This is a genomic window from Treponema sp. OMZ 857, from assembly GCF_024181085.1.
Taxonomy (GTDB): Bacteria; Spirochaetota; Spirochaetia; order Treponematales; family Treponemataceae; genus Treponema.
The window spans coordinates 959,759-980,372 of sequence record NZ_CP051147.1; the positions used below are offsets into that span (position 1 = coordinate 959,759).

The window sequence follows — 20,614 nt, forward strand, 5'->3', positions numbered from 1 at the left end:
TGCCCTGCTATGATATGCTTTAGCGTATGAAAGATATGCGCCGAACGGTTCTTTTTTTACTTTCCTTTTTTTTCATTGCAATTTCCGGTTTTACGGATCCGTTGACGGAGGGAATGTATACCCGTGAGCGGCTGATGCAGGTGTACCGCAATGAGATAGCGGAGGCATCTTCACATGAAATAGCGGCGAGTGAAGTCGGCGAATGGTATGATATTATCGAAACGTCTCTCTTTATGCTGATACGAAGAACCGAGCTCTTTCGCGGCACGATGCGTTTAATTATAACCGACCGAAAAAATGCCCGATGTGTGATGTATCCCGACGGGACGTTTCTTGTAAGTACCGGTCTTTTGGATTATATCGATTCTCTTCTTTTTATGGATACATCCGGTTCTGCGCGCAAGATACGGAATTTGAACAACGAACGGGAGAATTTTTTTGCTCCTATCGCTGCCGTGTGTGCGGCGCAGTTTGCGCTCAACTATTACAGTACCGCTAAAAATACCGCATTTTTGCCTGAGCAAGTGTACACCGCCGACATCATGGCAAGTGTATTACTCACTATTGCCGGTTATCCTCAAGGGTTATTGGAGACATGGCTCGATCGGCTTGCTTCGCTTTCCGCCGATACGGGAACGGCAAAAGTCTTTGCAGCGTTTTCAACCGGTTCCATAAAACCTGCTGCACGGCTTGAGCAGTTGAATGGCAACGGAGAAGATATTACGCATCTCTACGAAGAAATTTCCGGAGTGCTCTTTGCACTGCAGAATCGTAGAGGAACCGCCGATGCCCGTACCGTGTTGGGTAATGTACTACAGATCTTCCCGCAGAGTCTTTATATCAATCGCTTGAATGCCTTGGTAGCTCATCAGGAGTGGCTGAACAGTCTTGATAAGCGGGATACGGAGATGGCAACTATTCTTCCTGCTGCAGTGTATGATAATGCATCGGTTTTTGCGTTCTTTCAGTCGGCGGATTTTATGTTTGAAAATGATGACGATGAACAGTCCGACTACTTTTCAAAGACAATGCCGGCACGGAGTAACAGTGCTCTATATGAGCAGGCAAAAAAAGCATATAGCGATTATCTTACTATGATATACGAGGCTGGAATCGCATCGAGCTATGCGTATCTGCTCGCATCCTCTCCGTTGACTCATGAGCGGAATGCGGTACTCAGTATTGCGGAACAGGCTGATCTCTTTCATACGGGAGCCGATGATAAAACCGCACGGGCAAACTATGCTGCGCTATTGTCTCTGCTAAGAAAAGACTATACCAAGGCGCAGCAGCTGCTTGCCGATTGCCTCTATTCATCTGTCCGAAAAACAACCGGTAAAGTATTGTTTATAACAACGGGATTTCCTGCCGATGAACGGCTGATCCGCTGCAATTATTTCCGTATCCTAAAAAAATTACACAATAAAACAGGCGCTGCAAAAGAAAGGCAATGGCTTGCCGATATTTTAAAAGAACCTGAAACCGCTGTTCCGATTGTTCTCCGCAAGGTATCCGTCGGCGATACGGTCGATAAACTATTGAGCGCTTGGGATAGACCGTCTACCATTATCTACAATTATTACAGTGAACGTTGGTTGTATCGTCTGCTTAATACCGAGATCATCATCCGTTCTAAAGATGAGGATGGTGCGGTACTGCAAATAAGTATCGGCTTTCCATCGTCACTCTCGCTCTTTAACGAAATACGTACCGGAGATTCCCGTGAGGCTTTTGAAAAAGCATGCGGAAAGGCGGTGTATCGCAGCTGCGATGCTCTGATGTATCACAAACAGGGAAATCTCTTACAAGTGATATACGGTAATAACAAAGTACGAAACATTACAATCCGGAACATCAATGAAAAAAGGTAATCTTGTCCTCTATAAGAATCAACCTGCACTTATTACCGATGTGCAAGCTGATAAGTTTGAAATTACGCTGGAAGCCGGCACAAAGAAAGTTCGCGAAAAAGATATTGTGCTGCTCCATGGCGGAGAATGCCGGAGTATTAAAGCAGCGCTCGATGCCGCAGTACCTGCTGCGGATTTTGCCGAAGCAGCGGATTTCTTTGAAGGAGAAACGCCGTCTTTCGCTGAGCTTGCAGAGCTCTTGTGGGGAACGTATACAGCGGAGCAAAGCTGGAAGGTATGGCAAACGCTGTGTACTTCACCGTATTTTATTTGTACTTCGCCGGCAGAACCGATCGGTATCCGTTCTCAGGCGGAAATAGAACGGCTCAATCAAAAGGAAACTGAAAAAGCTCAGGCTGAAAAACTGAGGCAGGATTTTATCGCTGCACTCCGCACCTGTATGCAGGGAAAGCCTTTTACCGAAAGCAAAGAGTTATACACGCCGTTTTTTCAAGAGCTTGAGGCGCTTGCGCTGGGGAGTTCTTCCGCTTCCAAAATATTAAAAGATGCAAAACTGGAGCAAACGCCCGAACAGGCACACGATATTCTGTTAAAAACGGTTTTTTGGCCTATTGAAAAAAATCCCTATCCGGCACGCTTCGGGCATTCGCTTCATTCGTCAAAAGCGGATATTCCCGAGCCGGTGTTTCCCGCAGCGCCGCTCGATTTGACGGCAATTCCTGCGTATGCAATCGACAATCCCGGCAGTACCGATCCCGACGATGCGGTTTCTTTTGACGGGACATACTTGTGGATTCACATCGCAAACCCTGCCGACACCATTCAGGCCGATACGCAAAGCGATACCGATGCCTGCGCCCGCGGTGCAACGCTGTACACGCCGGAAGGAGCTGCCCGAATGCTCGGCGAAAAAGCGGTTGACTATTTTGCCCTTGGGCTAAAGCCGATATCTTATGCGCTTTCCTTTAAGCTGATCCTCGATGCCGACGGTGCAATCGAAGAAGTAGGTATCCACCGCACTCAGCTTTCGGTTATCAGGATGACGTATGAAGAAGCGGATGCTCAAAAAGACTCGTCCGCATTAGCGCCGCTTTTTGCCATAGCGGAGAAAAACCGCATCAGGCGGGAAAATGCAGGCGCCGTATCCATCGATTTTCCCGAAGTATCGATTACACTGACGGAGCAGGACGGCACAAAACGGGCGCAGGTTCAGCCTGTTGACCAGACCGAAGCCGCTGCAATGATTAAAGAAATGATGCTGCTTGCAGGAGAGGCAGCAGCCCGTTTTGCCTTTCAGCATAGTATTCCGTTTCAATACATCAGTCAGGAGGCGCCCGAACTGCCGAATAAGCTGCCGTCCGGCCTTGCCGGGGAATACAGGAAGCGGCGCGCCATGCGTCCGCGCAGCGTGGGTACCATTCCGTCGATGCACGCTGCGCTCGGGCTTGCGATGTACGGACAGGTAACAAGCCCGCTCCGCCGCTATGGGGATTTAGTCAGCCATCGCCAGCTGTTAAACTATATTGACGGTAAACCGCTAACGCCTGCAGCAGAACTCATCCTTAAAATAGCAGCGGGGGATGTGGCGGGGCGCGCTTGCGTTTCTGCGGAACGGGCATCCCGTCAGCATTGGACGCTCGTGTACTTGCTGCAAAACCCCGATTGGCGCGGTACGGCGGTTGTGCTTGAGGCGATGGGCAAAAAAGCTCATGTTTTTATCCCGTCCCTTGGATACGAAGGCGATATCACGCTGGATACCGAACCGGAACTTAATCAGGAACTGACCGTAAAGGTACGCCGTATCCGCCTTGCCTATCTGCAAGCTTCGTTTGAACAGGTATGAGTTTTATAGGCTGAACGTTGATTAAACGCTCAACAATACTTTCTCAGATTTTTCTGAAATTGTCCCTTTAGGATATGTGATAATTTTTAATCCCATGCCAAGACTATCAAGATAATCTATCAAAGTAGAAAGTTTTATATCTTTTCTTTTTTCAATTTTAGAAACTGACGATTGGGTAAAATAAGCCATATCCGATTGTTTTATATTTTGTTCTTCACGGATTTGAGCAAGTCGAATTGCCATAATATCCTGCTCGGCTTTTATGTGTGCACGTCTTACCGATTCGGGAGACATCTTACTTTCCATCATTTTTATTGCGTCTTTCATTTTTCAACTCCTTTTCGTGCCTTTCAATGATTATTTCGGATTCTGCAATCAAATCCCTATAAAATTTATCATGCACTTTCCCTTTTTTATCTCCACCGGTAAGCAAAAATGCTTTTCTAGCCGAATCAAAATAATAAGCAATTCTTAGCACGTGTTTTTGGGTTTGATTGCGAAGTTCTTTGAGGTTCTTATATTTTTTAGAACCATGGAGCACATCTGCATACGGACGAGGAAGATTGGGGCCGTATTGTTTGAGTAAAAGGACGCGTTCTAATACAGCTTCTTTACATGCCTCATCTAAAGTTAGAAACCAAGAATCGTATTCATCCGATGAATCAACATACCACATATCTTTGTTGTTGATTATATGAACTAAAGTGCATAATTGTCAAGATTCAAAACAGGACTCCCGATAATTCCATTCCGCAACCTTCCCAAAATCGTAAAAGACAGGTATACTAAAGAAGATAATCAGGACAACCCCCTAAGGAGTATAGATATGGCGATGCAAAAACAGTATGCCCGTGAACTGATGCGGTTTATCGATCAAAGCCCGTCGGTGTATCATGTGATTGAAAATGCCGGTAAAAAGCTTGAGGCTGCCGGTTTTACCCGTCTCAATCTTTCGGATGCCTTTCAGTTAAAACCGGCAGGAAAGTACTTTGTCACTGCAAACGGCAGCGCTCTTATTGCATGGCAGATGAGCCGCGGGAAGAAAGCGCGCGGGTTTAAGCTCGTCGGCAGTCATAGCGACTCCCCCTGCTTGCGGATAAAACCGCATCCCGAAGTAACGGTGCAGGATCATTATCTCAAGCTGAATACCGAAGTATACGGCGGGGCAATTCTTTCAACATGGTTTGACCGGCCGCTTTCTGCAGCGGGACGTGTGGTTATACGGACTGATGATCCGCTTGCGCCTCAAGAAATGCTGTTCTCGTTCAAAGGCTCTCCGCTCATTATACCGAACCTCGCTATCCACATGAACCGTGAGGTAAACGACGGGTATAAAATTGAACGACAAAAAGATGTGCTGCCGCTGCTCGGCATCATCAATAAGAAATTTGAAAAAGACGGGTATCTCGTTTCGCTCATATCCAAGCAGCTGCATGTACCGGTGAACGCAATCCTCGATTTTGACCTCTATCTGTACGATACGCAGCCGGGAAGTTTTTGCGGTCTTTCCGATGAATTTTTTTCGACGGGAAAAATCGACAACCTCGGTATGGCCTATGCTTCCCTCGATGCGCTGATTGCACAAGATGCTCCGTTAGACTATGTTAAAGCCGCCTGTATCTTTGATAACGAAGAAGTCGGCTCGGAAACAATGCAGGGCGCCGGAAGTCCGTTCCTTGCGGATACGCTCAAGCGGATTACGATTGCGCAGTGCGAGGCAGGTGAGCAGTGGTTTGAGCTGTTCCAGCAGCAGTTGAGCAGGTCTTTCCTTATTTCCGCCGATCAGGCGCATGCTTACCATCCCAATTATCCCGAAAAAAACGATATTACCAACTTCCCGCTTGTAAACGGCGGCCCCGTAGTAAAACTTGCCGCTTCGATGAGCTATGCGAGCGACGGAATTTCGGCAGGGATATTTAAAGATCTCTGTGCAAGAGCCGGCGTTCCGTGTCAGAACTTTGTCAACCGTTCGGATATAAAAGGCGGTTCAACCATCGGGCCGATTACGACGACAAACTTGCGGATTAAGACGGTCGATATCGGAAACCCCATCTTGTCGATGCATTCCATTCGCGAGCTGGGCGGCGTGGCGGATCAAGCCTATATCACGCAGGTATTTAATCAGTATTACAAAGAATAATCCGGCTCCCCGCATCCGGCGGGAATTGCTAGGGGGATGACAAAAAGGCAATAGGCTTTTGAGGCGCCCCCTGTACGGCGCTTCCTTAAGATATATGCTAAAAATACCGAAATTACAAGAGAAAGGGGCTTTTGTGCGCGTTTATGCCGAATTTAAATGAAATTACGAAGTTTAGAGAAGATCTGAAAAATATTGCTCATGAAGATGAAATAACCGCTCGGTGGGGTGAACGAGTTTATGACGAACTCCCTCCTCCGGATCCGGCAGAGGTACCTGATATTGATCTTGATGCCTTGCTGCCTGCAACGGAGCCGGAGCAGACGGCTTCCGTAAGCGATACCGTTGACGAATCTTCCGAGTCTATACCCGCATCGCAACAGCATACCGAACCTACCTCCGGTATGTTTGATACCGTGCCGGTTACGGATGCACCCGACATATCGATGGATACCCCCTTTCCCATTGATTTTGATAATCTCGGTACCAACGGCACTTCCTCACAAAGTAATAGTATCTCTTCCGATGATACCGTTGCAGCGCCGCAAAAATCCGGCAAACCGAGTACTGCGTCCGATGAACCCGAAGTGGTAACTGGAGACGCGTATCCTGTTGACGAAGAAGGAATGCCGGATACCTCAGACATGGACGCATTTCTTTCTTCGTTTAATTTTGACGATCTTCCCGGAGGCGACACAGGTGCTTCAGATACCGCTGAATCGGAAGGAGCGGATGGAATATCCGATGGATTTGACGACTCTTTCGGCTTTGATACCGGTTTTGACGATGCCGATTCCAGCACCGGTACGGATTCTTTCGACGGTTTAGGGGAATTGAGTGCACCCGATTTCGATGAAGCCGGACTGTCTGCCGGTGATAGTTCGCAAGATGTACCGGAAATGTCCGAAGCCGGTGATCTGCCTGAGGTATCTGATGATACCGCTTCGCCAAGCGCTGACGATCCGTTTAATTTTGACGATATGCTTTCTTCCTTTGATTTTGCTCCCGAACCGATAAAGGTAAATGAATCTGCGTCAGCCGATGACGATATTATTCCGGAAGATGTGGAAACGCTGGATGAACATGATGAAGTGCCGGCGGGTGATGATACACTTCAAGAAGAACGTACCATCCCCGATATTACTATTCCCGATATCGATTTATCGGCTTTCGATTCCCTTTCTGAGGATACTTCAAGCGATTCTGATATTCCCGATGATTTGGATGCAATGGAAGATATTTCACATTTCAATATTCCCGATATAGATATGGGAGAAGATGAAGAAAGCGCTCAATTTCCGGTATCAGATGAAATGACAGGGGGCGATGCTTCTACTCATTCCGATACTGCAGTCGCTGGTGCCGATTCATCGGATAATTTTGAAAATATGGATGAGCTTGCACTTTATTCCGAAAACAGGGATGAGCCTATATCATCCGATGCCGAATCGCCGGATGAGGAAACGGATACATCGTCATTTGAATTTAGTATGGATACTCCGGATACCGAACCTATCGGTATTCCGCCGATTTCCCAGGCCGATACGGGGTTTGACGGTATCGGGATGCCGGAGCACATAACCGATACCTTTTTTAGTCAGCCGGAGAGCGATAGCGGCGACCAAAGCGGTTTTTCTTTGGAAGAAAATCCGCTTGACAGCAATATAACCGAAGTCGTTGACGATCAGTTCAACCTTCCCGATAACTTTAAAGATTTCTCGGCAGATGCTCATTCGCAGATGTTCGATTCCGTTATCGCCAAGAGCACCGGTTCTTCGGATGACAGTGAAGCTTTAACAATATCGGATGATGATTATTTCAATTTCTTAAACAAGCTTGAAACCTTCCCGTTTAATGTGCAGCTTGCTATTCAGGACTATATCGCCAACGGCGATGACCGTCCCGAAAATAAGATGAACTTTATCCGCTTTGTATTGGAAAAAGATTCTCTTAAAAAAGTTGTCAATAAGCTCGAAAAGATAATCAATAGATCGATTCCTATTCCGCGCGGATTTCAACGGCAGAGTGTTGAAGACTACGAAAAAGAAAAGCAGACCTTTAAATATTGGTTCATGCACCGATTCTTGCCCGTGGCGGTTATGACCGCGATTGCACTGATTCTCGTATTCTGTATTTCAGTTTTGTCGTGGCAGTTTATTTATAAACCGGTAAAGTCGGAATCTCTCTATAAGACCGGATATTCTTATCTGGAGAACGGTCAGTATGAAACTGCAATAGAAAAATTTAATCGGGCAGGCGAGTATAAGCGGAAGAAAAAATGGTATTTCTCGTATGCCCGTGCTTTTAGAGCAAAAAAACAATTTACTGCTGCAGAAAAAATGTATCTCCGCCTGATTTACGACTTTGCTAACGATAAGCAGGGCGGCTTGGAATATGCAGATATGTTGAGCACCGATCTGCGTAATTACGAAAAAGCTGAGGCGGTTTTGCGCCGGCGTGTTCTTGATCAGCATATCAATGATAAAGATGGAATGCTCGCCCTTGGTGATGTGTTTATGAATTGGGCTGATGAAGAGCCTGAGAAGTATGGTGAGGCGGTAAAGATTTACAGCAGGTTGATCGAGCTATATGGTGAAAACGATATCTTCCTTGCGCGGATGATGCGCTATTTTATCCGCACGGATAATCTGGCAGAAGTGCTGAACCTCAAAGATCATTTCTCTTCCCGTATAACGAAAATCGGAGCGGCAAATCTCACTGAGTTGAGCGGTTATTTACTCGAAAAGCGGTATAATCCTAAACCGCTCGATTCCGAAAAACTCCGCTCAAAAATCGACGATGTCCGTATGCTATTGGAAAAAGCCGTACAGACGGATAAAACGATGCCGGAAGCCTATTACAATTTAGGCCGCTTCTTTATCTACAATAATAAGCAGGACGGCGCGATCGAAAATTTGACTGAGGCGATTAAGTTGTTCAAAACTGCCGCCCCCATGACTGCGCGGCGTACCGGTAATTATGTCGATGCAATGCGCCTGTTGGGAGAGCAGCTGGTAGATCAGAAAAAATACCTTGAGGCTCAAACCCTTTATGCTGATGCACTGAATATATACCGGGAATATACTGCCTTTAAACCGCTGCCGCCGAACAGAGCTATCGGAAAACTCTATGCAGATTACGGCGACATCGACTACTTTATTTCGTATAATTTTGATTCGGCGCTCGACAGCTATCAAAATGCGGTGAAGGAACTGTATAACACGCCGTCGGTAAATTACCGAATCGGCTATATACATTATCAACAAGAAAATTACCGGCAGGCAATAGAAGCCATGAGTCATGCGTATGCAGAAAAAGCACACGATAAGAATTTGCTGTACGGATTCGGAAATGCGTTCTTTAAGCGGGGTGATTATTTTGCTGCTTTGGCTGCGTATGAGGAGCTTTTAACATTGCTGAATGCACAGCGTGCGCGGAAAGAACAAGCTTTGTCCAATACCCGCCCTGATGATGCTGCGTTTATTGAACGCTATATGCATACGGCTAATAATTTGGGTGCGACGCTGAGCAGATTGTCCGAGCGAACCGGCGACTCTCAGAAGAATGGGCGTGCACTTGCGCTATATGCGGAATCTACCCGTGCGTGGGATGCGTTAACCAGAAATCCTCAGACGATGATCCGTGCAAAATCAGTCGGCTTAGCCTATTTGAATACCCAAAATATGCTGAATACAAAGAGTCCGTATCAATCAGAGATTTACACGGATATACCGATGATTCTTGAAAACGAGAGAGCGCTGGAACAAAAAGAGGATAAATAGTCTATGGATACCGAGATTTTAAAGTATGTTACAGCCGATACGGCAAATGGTATTACGGGCGTATTATGCACAATTATCGAAGCGCATGGTTCTTCGCCGCGGGAAGCCGGAACGTCGATGTGGGTAACTCCGGAGCGTATCCGCGGTACGGTAGGCGGCGGTGGTTCCGAACATGAAGTTATCAAAAAGGCACGTGAAATGCTGAAAACAGGCGATACTACCTGTATCATAAAGAAAAATCTTACTGCAGAGGAAGGTCTCGCGTGCGGAGGTTCTATCCAAGTGTATCTTGAAAAGATCGGGAATGATCCTGAACTGTTTATCTTCGGCGGCGGACACGTCGGCCGTGCGCTTGCGAAGATTGCCTCTTTTATCGGTTTCCGCGTTACCGTTTGGGATGACCGTGCCGATTGTATTACGGAAGATTTGTTTCCGACAGCGCGGCGGCTCTGTTGTCCGCTGGAACAGCTCTTTCTCAAAGAAACGGCTGCATCGGGTCAAAATAATCAGGCAGCGTACGATAATTCGCCGTCCTGCGGCATCGCTGCGCCTCAAGGAGCTGTACCGGCATCTCATACCGTCCTACAGTTTCACGAAAATGTATACTGTGTTGCGGTAACCCGCGGGCATCGCTGCGATGCGGATGTCTTGCGGTATCTGTGCGGTAAGAAACTTGCCTATATCGGCATGATCGGCTCATTTGAAAAAAATGCTGCGGTTGTAAAGCTGCTTGCCGATGAAGGTATCGGCAAAGAGTACCTCGATTCCATCTATAAACCGATCGGGCTGCCCATCAGAGCGGAAACACCTGAAGAAATTGCCGTTTCCATCGCTGCCGAGCTTATCGCAGTTCGTCACCACGGGAACCCCGCACTATTACGCAGCGGCTACACCGAATCCCGTCACGGATAGACTTTTCGGAGGATACCTGACGTTCCTCGTCTTCCGCTGCCCCGCAGGCATTCATGTAATTCATAATTAAGAATTATGATCGGATGCGTTTTCGTTTTCCGCACCTCTTATCATTTGCCCCCGTTTTTGCTATAGTTTTAGGTATGCCTCAAGATTTTGTTCATTTACACGTGCACTCCGACTATTCGTTGTTGGACGGCGCTTCTTCCATAAAACAACTGGTAACAACCGCTAAGAACCTCGGACAAACAGCCCTCGCGCTGACCGACCACGGCAATATGTTTGCCGCCTTGCGCTTTTTCCGTGAATGTAAGGCGCAGGGAATAAAGCCAGTTATCGGCTGCGAAGTGTATGTTGCGAACGGCAGCCGCTTCGGAAAGCCGGAGAATACCAATACCGGCGTCCGCAAATACTTTCACCTTATCTTGCTTGCCGAAACCGAAACCGGCTACCGGAATTTGATGGTGCTGTGCTCCAAAGGCTACACCGAGGGTATGTACTATAAACCGCGTATTGACGAGGAGCTGCTGACACAGTATTCGGAGGGACTTATCTGCCTTTCAGCCTGTCTTGCGGGAGAATTGCCGTCGCTGCTGTTGCAGGGTAAAAAGGCTGAGGCCGAAGCGCATGTCAGACGTTACCGCAGTATATTCGGCATCGACAATTACTTTATCGAGCTGCAAAAGCATGGCATCGCCGACGAGGAGAAGGTTGCGCCGATGCTGATTGAGATGGCACGCAAGATAGGCGTGCCGATGGTGGTAACGAACGACGCTCACTATGCGGAGCAAAAGGATGCGGTTGCGCAGGATATTCTCCTCTGTATCGGCACAAAAAAGAACCGCTCCGACACCAACCGCATGAAGTTTGAAACCGATCAATTCTATCTTAAATCGGCGGAGGAGATGGAAAAGCTCTTCCCCGGTTATCCCGAAATGCTGTCCAACACCTGCCGTATTGCAGAGCGCTGTAATTTCGAAATTCCGCAGCCGGGGCCGCTCCTTCCCGTGTATCAGATACCGGAAGATTTTGCAACAAAAGAAGAGTACATTACCCACCTCGTACACGAGGGCTTAAAAAAACGCTACAATCCCGTTACCGAAGAGATGACCCAGCGTGCCGACTATGAACTCGGTATTATCATGAAGATGGACTTTGTCGGGTACTTTCTTATCGTATGGGATTTTATCAACTGGGCGAAGGAGCACGGCATTCCGGTTGGACCGGGGCGCGGTTCCGGGGCGGGTTCTATTGTCGCCTACGCGATGCGGATCACCGACATCGACCCGCTCAAATACAAGCTGCTGTTTGAGCGCTTTCTTAATCCCGAACGTATTTCCATGCCGGACTTCGACGTTGACTTCTGCTTCGAACGGCGGCAGGAGGTTATCGACTATGTCCGCAGAAAATACGGTGATGAAAGCGTCGGTCAGATTATCACGTTCGGAACATTGAAGCCGAAAGCCGCAATCAAGGATGTCGGGCGGGTATTGGAAATTCCGCTCGGCGAGGTAAATGCCATCACCAAAATGATGCCCTCCGATCCCAAGCTCACGTTTGAAAAAGCCTTTGCGGATGTCCCCGAACTCGCCGAAATGCGTTCCGACCCACGGTACACGGAGCTTTTTTCCATTGCGGAAAAGCTGGAAGACCTCAACCGGAACACGAGCCTCCATGCGGCGGGTATCGTTATCGGTAAAACGCAGCTGACCGATTATGTACCGCTGTACAAGGATTCCAAGACAGGCAAGACCGCTTCTCAGTTTACGATGGATTTAATAGAAGATTGCGGTTTGGTCAAGATGGACTTCCTCGGTCTCAAGACATTGACGCTGATTAAGCACACGGAAGACCTTATCAAAAAGCGGGGAGGGGAGTATGCGAACTTCTCTATTGCTCAAATTGATGAGCAGGATGCGGCGACGTTTAAAATGCTCGGCGAAGGGAAATCCGCTGCAGTCTTTCAGTTTGAAAGTCAGGGTATGCAAAACATCCTCAAACGCGCAAAGCCCGATAAAATAGAAGACCTTATCGCTTTAAACGCCCTCTATCGTCCCGGGCCGATGGCCTACATCGATCAGTTCATCGAATCCAAGTTTGATCCGTCCAAGATACAATATCCCGATCCCTGTCTGGAGGATATATTGGCGGAAACCTACGGTGTTATCGTCTATCAGGAACAGGTTATGCAGGTTGCGCAGCGCATCGGCGGCTACAGCCTCGGGCAGGCGGACTTGCTGCGGCGCGCAATGGGAAAAAAGAAAAAAGAGGTAATGGAAAAGGAAAAAACGCGGTTCATCGAGGGCGCCGTAAAGAACAATTTTAAGGAAAAAGACGCTGACCGTATCTTCGAAATTCTGATTCCCTTTGCCGGTTACGGATTTAACAAGAGCCATGCCGCCGCTTATTCGGTACTGGCGTATCAAACCGCCTATCTCAAGGCGAATTTCCCTGCGGAGTTTATGGCGGCCAACCTCACCAATGAAATTACCTCGACGGATAAGCTGCCGGAGTATATCAGTGAAGCGAATAAGATGGGACTTGCGCTTCACGCGCCCGACATCAATACCTCGGAAGAATATTTTTCGGTCTATGAGGGAGATATCGTATTCGGGCTGCTCGGGATTAAGGGAGTAGGGGAGCAGGCTGCCCGCGATATTGTCGCTGAACGCATCGCGCACGGCCCCTACAAGTCGTTTATCGATTTTCTCGATCGGCTGGACTTGCACACCGTGAATAAAAAGAACTTGGAAGTGCTTATCAAGACGGGGTGCTTCGATAAGCTCGGTCAGAATCGTTCCGAGCTGCTGGATAATCTTGAAGCGGCAATGGCGTTCAGCGCACAGAAAAAGGCGGGCTCGGCAGTCGGTCAAACCAGCCTCTTTGAGGACACCGGCATTAAAGAGTTTTCCGATTTTACCTTTAAGCAGGTCAACGATTTGCCGCAAAAGGAAAAGCTCCGTATCGAAAAAGAGCTGATGGGGTTTTATATTTCCGGCCATCCCCTCGATGAGTACAAAAAGGCAATTGACCGCAGCGCTACTTTGGAGCTGATTAATTTCCGGCGTGCGCAGAAAGAAAAGCTGTATACCATCGTCGGGATGATTACCGGCATCCGCCCCTATCAGACTAAAAACGGCAAATGGATGGGCTTCGGCACCTTTGAAGACCGTACCGGTACCATCGATTTAACCTTCTTTTCCAAGGTGTGGGAAGAAAACCGCGCCAATGCGCTGCCTGAAACAGTGTGCGGCCTTATCGGGAAAGTGGACTGCTCGCGCGATACGCCGTCGTTCCTCGTTGAATCGATGGTCAGCATCGATGAGCTAAAAGAGCGTTCGATTAAAGAGGTGCACCTTGAGCTTGATCCGCTCATCGAAACCGATTTACAGTTCCAGCCGCTCAAGGATTTCCTGTTCGGCGCGCAAGGCACTTGCGATATTTTTATCCATATTACCGATAACGATACCGTCTATCAGGTGAAGGGCTCTTCGCAGCTGAAAGTATCTTCTTCCGATGAATTTATCGAACAGCTGGGGAAGCAGCCGGGGGTTCTCCAGGTCTGGAAAGAATGAGTCCTTTTGAAAATATACGACGCATCTACTGCGTCATACGGTAAAAAAGTGTCCTCAACGTATCAAAGATACGCCTGCGGTACTTTTTTACCGTATTCCTTGTATCTGCATCGTCTATTTCAAAAGGCTAACGGCAAATGGTATTTCAGAACGGACAAGGATGTCCGTGGTTCCATGCAGAAGCAAGTTTTTTGCCAAAAAAACTTGTCGTTGAAAAGCGTACACGGAAGTACGCTTTTCAACAGCCTGCGGGTGTTATTCGCTCTGCGCCTCGTATCTGCACTGCCTATTTGCAAAAGCGCTGGAAAGGCGGGGCATCTGCGTTGTCGCTACGCCGAAATAAATGCTCGACGTACAAAAAGTACGCCTCCGCTTTATTTCGGCTAGGCTCCTAGCGTCTGCACCGCCTATTTGCAAAAGCGTTGGAGGAGCATAACCGCCACGGACGGCGGTGGTTCTAAACAGCAGCGATGTTTTTGCGTAGCAAAAACTCGCGTCCAGAAGTGTACATCCGTGTACACTTCTGGACAGTCTATTTCAAAAGGCTTACGGAAAAGTTTCTTTCAACGGGCGCTTACCGGTATGTTCTCATAAGGTGGTTGCAGTCGGGCTTTAATACCCTCATACTACGCCTACGATCTACGCCGCAACATGAGAGGCTTAAAGCCGACTTATGAGAACATACCGGTTGAGGTCAAACTTGCTGCTCAAAGACATGCATGCATTTTGAATGATGCGTTTTTTAAACTTTCCATCTCCTCTGTCTTCGTTGTGTTTATTCCATACTCTTTTCAACATTTAAAAGACGAGCAGGTAAAAACGGATGAGTTGAACAGATTTCAGTAAACCATACGGCAAAACTTCGGCGTTGCGCTGCGTTTTCAATATAAGTCCGCATATCAACACATTTATAGAGCTTTTTTCCCGAAGCCAACACTAAAAGCCCTGCAACAGCTCCGTTATCGGATAAATCGCTACCAATATTATCGCAGGTAAATTCGCAACTCCGCGAATAGGCCGCCGTTAGAAACGGAATGAAGGAAGATAAAAATGTCCAAAACCGTTTCGTTTGGTGATTCCGTTTAACATGCCCCAATTCATGGCCGATGATGAATTTTAGAGCTTCAATATCGGAGCTGACTAATTCAAAAACATCAGAATAAACCGCAATATAATATTTACCGGAAAACTTTATGGTAAAAGCATTGAGTATGCCGCCGTGTTGAATAACAAACAGCGGAGGCATTTTTTTAATGCCCAGTTTTTCAACCATTTCCTTATAAGCGGTAAAAACTTCAGGAAATTGCACGTTATTTACTTCTATGCCGTTGCCTTTTAAAAAACCGATCAAGAAGAGCTTTAAAAAAATAATAATTGTAAAAATTACCTTCAGTGCAAAAACATCGCTGCTGCGTGGAACCACCGCCTTCCTTCTGCGAAAAATTTTTAAAATTTTTCGCAATTTATTTCCAAAGCCGAATAAACGTATCAGACGAGTAAACATAAATCGCAAAATCAGGAGATTGGGCAAGCATTTGAACCGCAAAGAGGTTCAACTCTGCTTGAACAGTCTCCTGATTTTGCGGGGATGTAAAAAACGGCCTGATACGTTTATTCGATGCGCTTTATTTTTTCTTCAAATACTTCACGCTGTCGAGGGCGACGGCGGCGATGATGATAAAGCCTTTAAACACGAACTGTAAGTTGGTGTCGATGCCGAGGAAGGTTAGGCAGTACGTTAAACCGGTAAAGATGATAACGCCGAGCACCGCGCCTTCCAGCTTACCGATACCGCCGTTAAACGAAATACCGCCGACTACGCAGGCCGCGATTGCGTCCAGCTCATACCCCTGTCCGGTACCTGCACTCGCATTCGCCTTAAACGCCTCGAAGAAGGCACCGAAGCCGTAGAAAATCCCTGCCATAATAAACACGCTCATCGTTACCTTGAATACGCTGATACCGCTCACGCTTGCGGCTTCGGCATTGCCGCCAACCGCGTACATATTCTTGCCGAGTACGGTCTTATTCCAGATAAACCACGCAATCGCAATCGCGATAACCGCAGGGATAATCAGCTTGGGGAAGGTTACCAATTCGCCGCCTACAACGCCGAGCACCCACCGGCCGCCGAAAAAGTCCTTAATACCGGCGTCGATGGAACCGACCGGTGTACCGCTCGTCCCGAAGAACAAGAGACCGTAGATAATCAGCTGAGTCGCGAGCGTCGAAATAAAGGGGTGAATTTTCAGCCACGCTGAAAAGAAGCCTGCAAAAGCGCTGAATATCACACAGAGGATGATGGAAATTCCAAGCGAAAGCACTACCCGTACCGGCATCGCCAGCGCGGTAAAATCCCACGGTCCCATACCGAAGAACGTTACGATATTCGTTCCCGGATGTAAGATTAAACCGGTAACCACCGCGCCCATCGCGACCATACGCCCGACGCTCAAGTCCGTACCGGCAAGCAAGATAAGTCCCGCAACACCCAGCGCGTAGAACATACGCACCGAAGATTGTTCCAAAATCGTCAGGATATTGGAAATTGTCAATAAATTGCCGCTTCCCGAAAGCGGAGCAACGATAATACAGACCACAAAGAAGATCGCAATCGCAATATACAATCCGTTCGCTAAAAAGAACTGCGCGGGGGTAAACTTATAGGCGTAATCCTTTAAGCCGAGTTTAAAGTCCTCGGCAAAATTGGTTTTACTGTTGCGCAAATGGATATTTTTCTGTACCCGATCGACATACACCTGATGTTTTGCCGTTTTACACTTTCCGAGCGCTGCCTCATACTGATTTTTCGCATCGAAAAGCGCGGACTTAAACGCATTGTGTGCAGCGGTCAGTTCCTGCTGTACTTCCCGCCGTTCTTCCCCGGAGTTTTTCCCTGCAAAAGCGGTGGTAATCTCTTGCTTCTTTTTCTCCGCCGCCTCCGTAATGCTCTGTACCTTCTCCGCGTATTCCTGCTTATACCGCGCCGCCTTTGCATTTTCATTCTTTTTTACTTCCTGCTCAAAAGCGTCGGAAAGCGCATTCACCCGCTGTATCGCTTTATGCGTCAGTTCTTTTTCTTCATCCTTATACCGCGCCGCAACGGTCTTAGCCTCTTCAATCTGCTTGCGATACGCTGCAATCCGGGTGTTTTTTTCCTCGGCGCTTATCAATTTATTTTTGCGTACGGCGGCAATTTCCTGCGTCAATGCGGAAACCTTGTTCACTCCGTTTTTGCGCAATGCATCAAGCCGCTCCGTATACTCGGCAAGAACGGCATCTTCCTCCAAGAGCTTTGCCGTATCCGCCTGCGCAATTTGTTCCTGCGTAAACGTGTACTGTGTAGTATTTTCGGGTGTATCTTTCATCCTATCCTCCGGTAAATTTCCGTGTTCAATTATATTCAATGATTTTCAGCTGTCCAATTATAAGTACCGAGCGGAAAGACGCAGCAGCGCTTCCTGATCGGTGGTAGCAGTATCGACAATACCGGCAAGGCGGTAGTTCGACATAACGGCAATGCGGTTCGTAATGCCTAAAATTTCCGGCATCTCACTCGAAACAACGATAATTGTCTTTCCCGCTTTCGCCATATTGATGATAAGCTGATAAATTTCGTACTTAGCTCCGACGTCGATACCGCGGGTCGGTTCATCCAGCAAAAGAATATCGGGCTGGCGTTCAAGCCACTTGCCGATAATCACCTTCTGCTGATTCCCCCCGCTCAATGCGCTAATCAGCTCATCCGCAGAAACACACTTTGTGTGCATCGTCTTTATTTCACGGTCGGCAGCCTCCTGCATTTTGCGGTTTGACAGCACGCCGAATGTTTTATAGGTTTCAATATTCGCAATAACGGTATTAAATTTAATGGACGCTTTGGCGAACATCCCGTTAAACTTCCGCTCCTCGGTTACCAGCGCAAAGTTATAGTCCATCGCCTCCTTCGCATTGGAAAAATGAAGCTTTTTACCGTCCAAGAGCATCTCGCCCGACGCAATAGTGCGAAGGCCGAAGATACTTTCCAAAAGCTCGCTCCGCCCCGCGCCGACCAGCCCGTACAGTCCGAAAATTTCTCCCTTTTTTACCGTAAAAGAAATATCCTTTAGCTGAGGTTCATAGCGGGTCGTAATATTCCGCACCTCAAAATAATCTTCTCCAACCTCATTATCCACATCGGGGAAGCGCTTTTCCAACGAACGTCCGACCATCGCCGAAATCAATTCATTCATATTCGTATCGTGAATATTTTTTGCCAGCGTCAGCCGCCCGTCACGCAGCACTGCCACCTCGCTGCATATCTGAAAAATCTCATCCATCTTATGAGAGATATATACAAACGATACGCCCTTCTTGCTTAACGACCGTACAATAGAAAACAGTTTAATAACTTCCGGTTCCGTCAAAGAAGAAGTCGGCTCATCCAGCACGATAACCTTCGCATTATACGAAACAGCCTTCGCAATCTCTACCATCTGCCGCTGCGAAACGGACATCGTGCGCATAATCGTGCGTGCATTCACATTCATTTTAAGAGACGCAAACAGCGCATCTGCATCCTTTTGCATCTTCACTTCATTCACCGCGCCAAACCGGACAGGATACCTTCCTAAAAAGAGATTATCCATCACAGTACGGTCAAGGCATTGGTTCAGCTCCTGATGCACCATCGCCACACCGTTTTCCAGCGCATCCTTGGGAGACTTAAAATCGATCAAGTTATTCTCAAGGAAAAAGCGTCCTTCGTCCTTCGCATAAATCCCGAACAGACACTTCATCATCGTCGATTTTCCGGCGCCGTTTTCTCCCATCAGTCCGACCACCGCCCCTCTTTTCACCGTCAAACTGATATTTTCCAATACCTTGTTTTTAGCAAAAGACTTTGAAAGATTTTTAATTTCAAGTACCGTGTCTTCCATAGCTATTCCTTACATGGTTTTTTTCGGTTTCGGAGCGCAAAGCCCCCTGTGCAGTACATTCAACAACTTTTTTTCTTCTTTATACCTTTGATACATTCTACGGTAAACATTGCTTTCGCCATAGGACAATATGTATCGAATGACGGAGAACAATGCCTGAAAAAAAAACGGTAATGCATAACTTATCATCTGAAAATTATGCATTACCCATTATACATTACCAATTATTAATACTTCAGCTTGCCGGTGTAGTCTGCGCCGGAGTTGGTCTTTACCATATTGACGGCGAATGCGTCAAAGTTGTTCAGGTTGGTAAAGCGATCCAAGCAGCTGGACTCGTTTTGTCCGTCGCCCTGTACGATGGTCAGGTCGATGTTCAAAAGCGGAGCGTAGTATTTCAGCGCCGGAACATACGAAGAAGAAAGGAAGTTATCGGCAGAGTTGTAGATTGTCAACAATACCTTTTTCTTATCGGCCTGTGTCTGCTTGATGCCCATGTCGCGGCTGCCGCCGGAGTAGTTCTGCCAGTTTTCGGCATTTACGCCTGAGTTTTCCGCCATAACGGCTTTTACGTCTGCCCAATACTGTACGGGCGCGGTGATCTTATTGCCGTATTTATCGGCGACGGAGATACCCTTGGTGTATACGTCCTCTCCGGTTAAACCGTCGAGCAAGTTGCGTAATACCTGCAATGTTGCGGTTGCCTGTGCGTCTACGTTCTGAGAAACGGTTCCCGAAAGTTTGCCGTTTCCGATTGCTTCGATCGCGTCTGCGTTTGCATCATAACCGAAAATCGGAACGCCTGCCGGATAGTTTGAAGCCTGTAAACAGCCCATTGCCATACCGTCGTTGTTGGAAACAACCATGTCGATCTGGTCTGCAAATTTGGTTGCCCAGCCGCCCATTGCTTCGGTCGCTGCGTTTGCATTCCAAGTAGAACCGTCGGTTCCGGTCATCGCCTTTCCTTCAAGCTCTACGACTTTTAAGGTTTTTCCTGCGATGGTGAGAGAACCTGCCTGAACTACTCCCGGATCGGTGGAACCTGCCCACGTACCGAGCGCCCGTCTGATACCTTCGGTTCTCGCCTTGGAATCGTTATGTCCGACGTCGCCGATGCACAGTACATAGCCCAAAACACCGTCGCCGTTGCGGTCGATTGAGGCGTCAGCCTTTGCAAGGAAGTTCATAATCAGTTCCCCTTGAACGGCTCCGCCGCCAGCAGCGTCAAAACCGACATAGTAGGTCTTGTCGTTCCAGTTCATCGTCGTCATGTCGATTGCACCGGTCGTCGGATCGGACGGCTGCCGGTTAAAGAATACGAGCGGCTTATCCTTGTTGAGCGTCGCGGTACTTTTCCCGCCGCAGCTTGCAAGAACCAATAGACTGCACGTCAGTACAGCCAATACAACTTTGTGAGATACTTTTGAAACATAGTTCATAGATATCTGCCTCCTCAAAATAAGTCATGCTTAACCGTGGCTCCGTTTTTGGGAAGCCAAAGCTAAACCTCTGTATCTAACAGTTTTACCATTATTTACGGCTCACTGCCAGTACAATTCCGTATTATACTATATA

12 protein-coding genes are annotated in these 20,614 nt (G+C 47.6%); 6 read left to right on the forward strand and 6 right to left on the reverse strand.

The window, feature by feature from the left end; genetic code table 11:
• Positions 1-26 precede the first annotated feature (26 nt).
• A complete protein-coding gene (locus E4N66_RS04515) occupies positions 27-1,871 on the forward strand; it encodes a hypothetical protein (protein WP_253729116.1) in 1,845 nt (614 codons plus the stop codon).
• Positions 1,858-3,714: an RNB domain-containing ribonuclease gene (locus E4N66_RS04520; protein WP_253729117.1), complete on the forward strand. Its 1,857-nt coding sequence runs from the start codon at positions 1,858-1,860 to the stop codon at positions 3,712-3,714. Before E4N66_RS04515 ends, E4N66_RS04520 begins: the two co-directional genes overlap by 14 nt.
• Positions 3,715-3,735: 21 nt before the next feature.
• Here the strand turns inward: E4N66_RS04520 and E4N66_RS04525 are convergent, their stop codons facing one another.
• Together E4N66_RS04525 and E4N66_RS04530 are read right to left on the reverse strand one after the other, a co-directional pair.
• Entirely contained in the window at positions 3,736-4,041 is a 306-nt protein-coding gene (locus tag E4N66_RS04525; protein ID WP_253729118.1) for a helix-turn-helix domain-containing protein, read from the reverse strand.
• Complete coding sequence (locus E4N66_RS04530; protein ID WP_253729119.1) at positions 4,010-4,390, reverse strand: type II toxin-antitoxin system RelE/ParE family toxin; 381 nt, start codon at positions 4,388-4,390, stop codon at positions 4,010-4,012. The genes E4N66_RS04525 and E4N66_RS04530 overlap by 32 nt, the downstream gene beginning before the upstream one ends.
• A gap of 150 nt (positions 4,391-4,540) precedes the next feature.
• Here E4N66_RS04530 and E4N66_RS04535 point away from each other — a divergent pair, with 150 nt between their 5' ends.
• The 4 genes from E4N66_RS04535 to dnaE all read left to right on the forward strand — a co-directional run bounded on the left by E4N66_RS04535 (position 4,541) and on the right by dnaE (position 14,120).
• A complete protein-coding gene (locus E4N66_RS04535; RefSeq protein WP_253729120.1) occupies positions 4,541-5,854 on the forward strand; it encodes a M18 family aminopeptidase in 1,314 nt (437 codons plus the stop codon).
• A 143-nt stretch (positions 5,855-5,997) separates the two neighbouring features.
• Complete coding sequence (flcA, locus tag E4N66_RS04540) at positions 5,998-9,633, forward strand: periplasmic flagellar collar protein FlcA (protein WP_253729121.1); 3,636 nt, start codon at positions 5,998-6,000, stop codon at positions 9,631-9,633.
• Positions 9,634-9,636: 3 nt separating this feature from the next.
• Positions 9,637-10,545, forward strand: coding sequence for an XdhC family protein (locus E4N66_RS04545; RefSeq protein ID WP_253729122.1), 909 nt, complete (start codon positions 9,637-9,639; stop codon positions 10,543-10,545).
• A gap of 143 nt (positions 10,546-10,688) precedes the next feature.
• Positions 10,689-14,120 (forward strand): DNA polymerase III subunit alpha, encoded by a 3,432-nt coding sequence (gene dnaE / locus E4N66_RS04550; RefSeq protein WP_253729123.1) that lies wholly within the window; start codon positions 10,689-10,691, stop codon positions 14,118-14,120.
• 775 nt (positions 14,121-14,895) lie between these two features.
• Here dnaE and E4N66_RS04555 read toward each other — a convergent pair.
• From E4N66_RS04555 to E4N66_RS04570, 4 genes are all read right to left on the reverse strand, one after another.
• The gene (locus tag E4N66_RS04555) at positions 14,896-15,543 is read right to left on the reverse strand and encodes a M48 family metallopeptidase (protein WP_253729124.1); all 648 of its coding nucleotides are present in this window, start codon (positions 15,541-15,543) and stop codon (positions 14,896-14,898) included.
• Positions 15,544-15,745: 202 nt separating this feature from the next.
• Positions 15,746-17,488: a galactose/methyl galactoside ABC transporter permease MglC gene (locus E4N66_RS04560; RefSeq protein ID WP_253729125.1), complete on the reverse strand. Its 1,743-nt coding sequence runs from the start codon at positions 17,486-17,488 to the stop codon at positions 15,746-15,748.
• A gap of 57 nt (positions 17,489-17,545) precedes the next feature.
• Positions 17,546-19,039, reverse strand: coding sequence for a sugar ABC transporter ATP-binding protein (locus tag E4N66_RS04565; RefSeq protein ID WP_253729126.1), 1,494 nt, complete (start codon positions 19,037-19,039; stop codon positions 17,546-17,548).
• Positions 19,040-19,266: 227 nt separating this feature from the next.
• The gene (locus tag E4N66_RS04570; RefSeq protein ID WP_253729127.1) at positions 19,267-20,478 is read right to left on the reverse strand and encodes a substrate-binding domain-containing protein; all 1,212 of its coding nucleotides are present in this window, start codon (positions 20,476-20,478) and stop codon (positions 19,267-19,269) included.
• Positions 20,479-20,614: the final 136 nt, after the last annotated feature.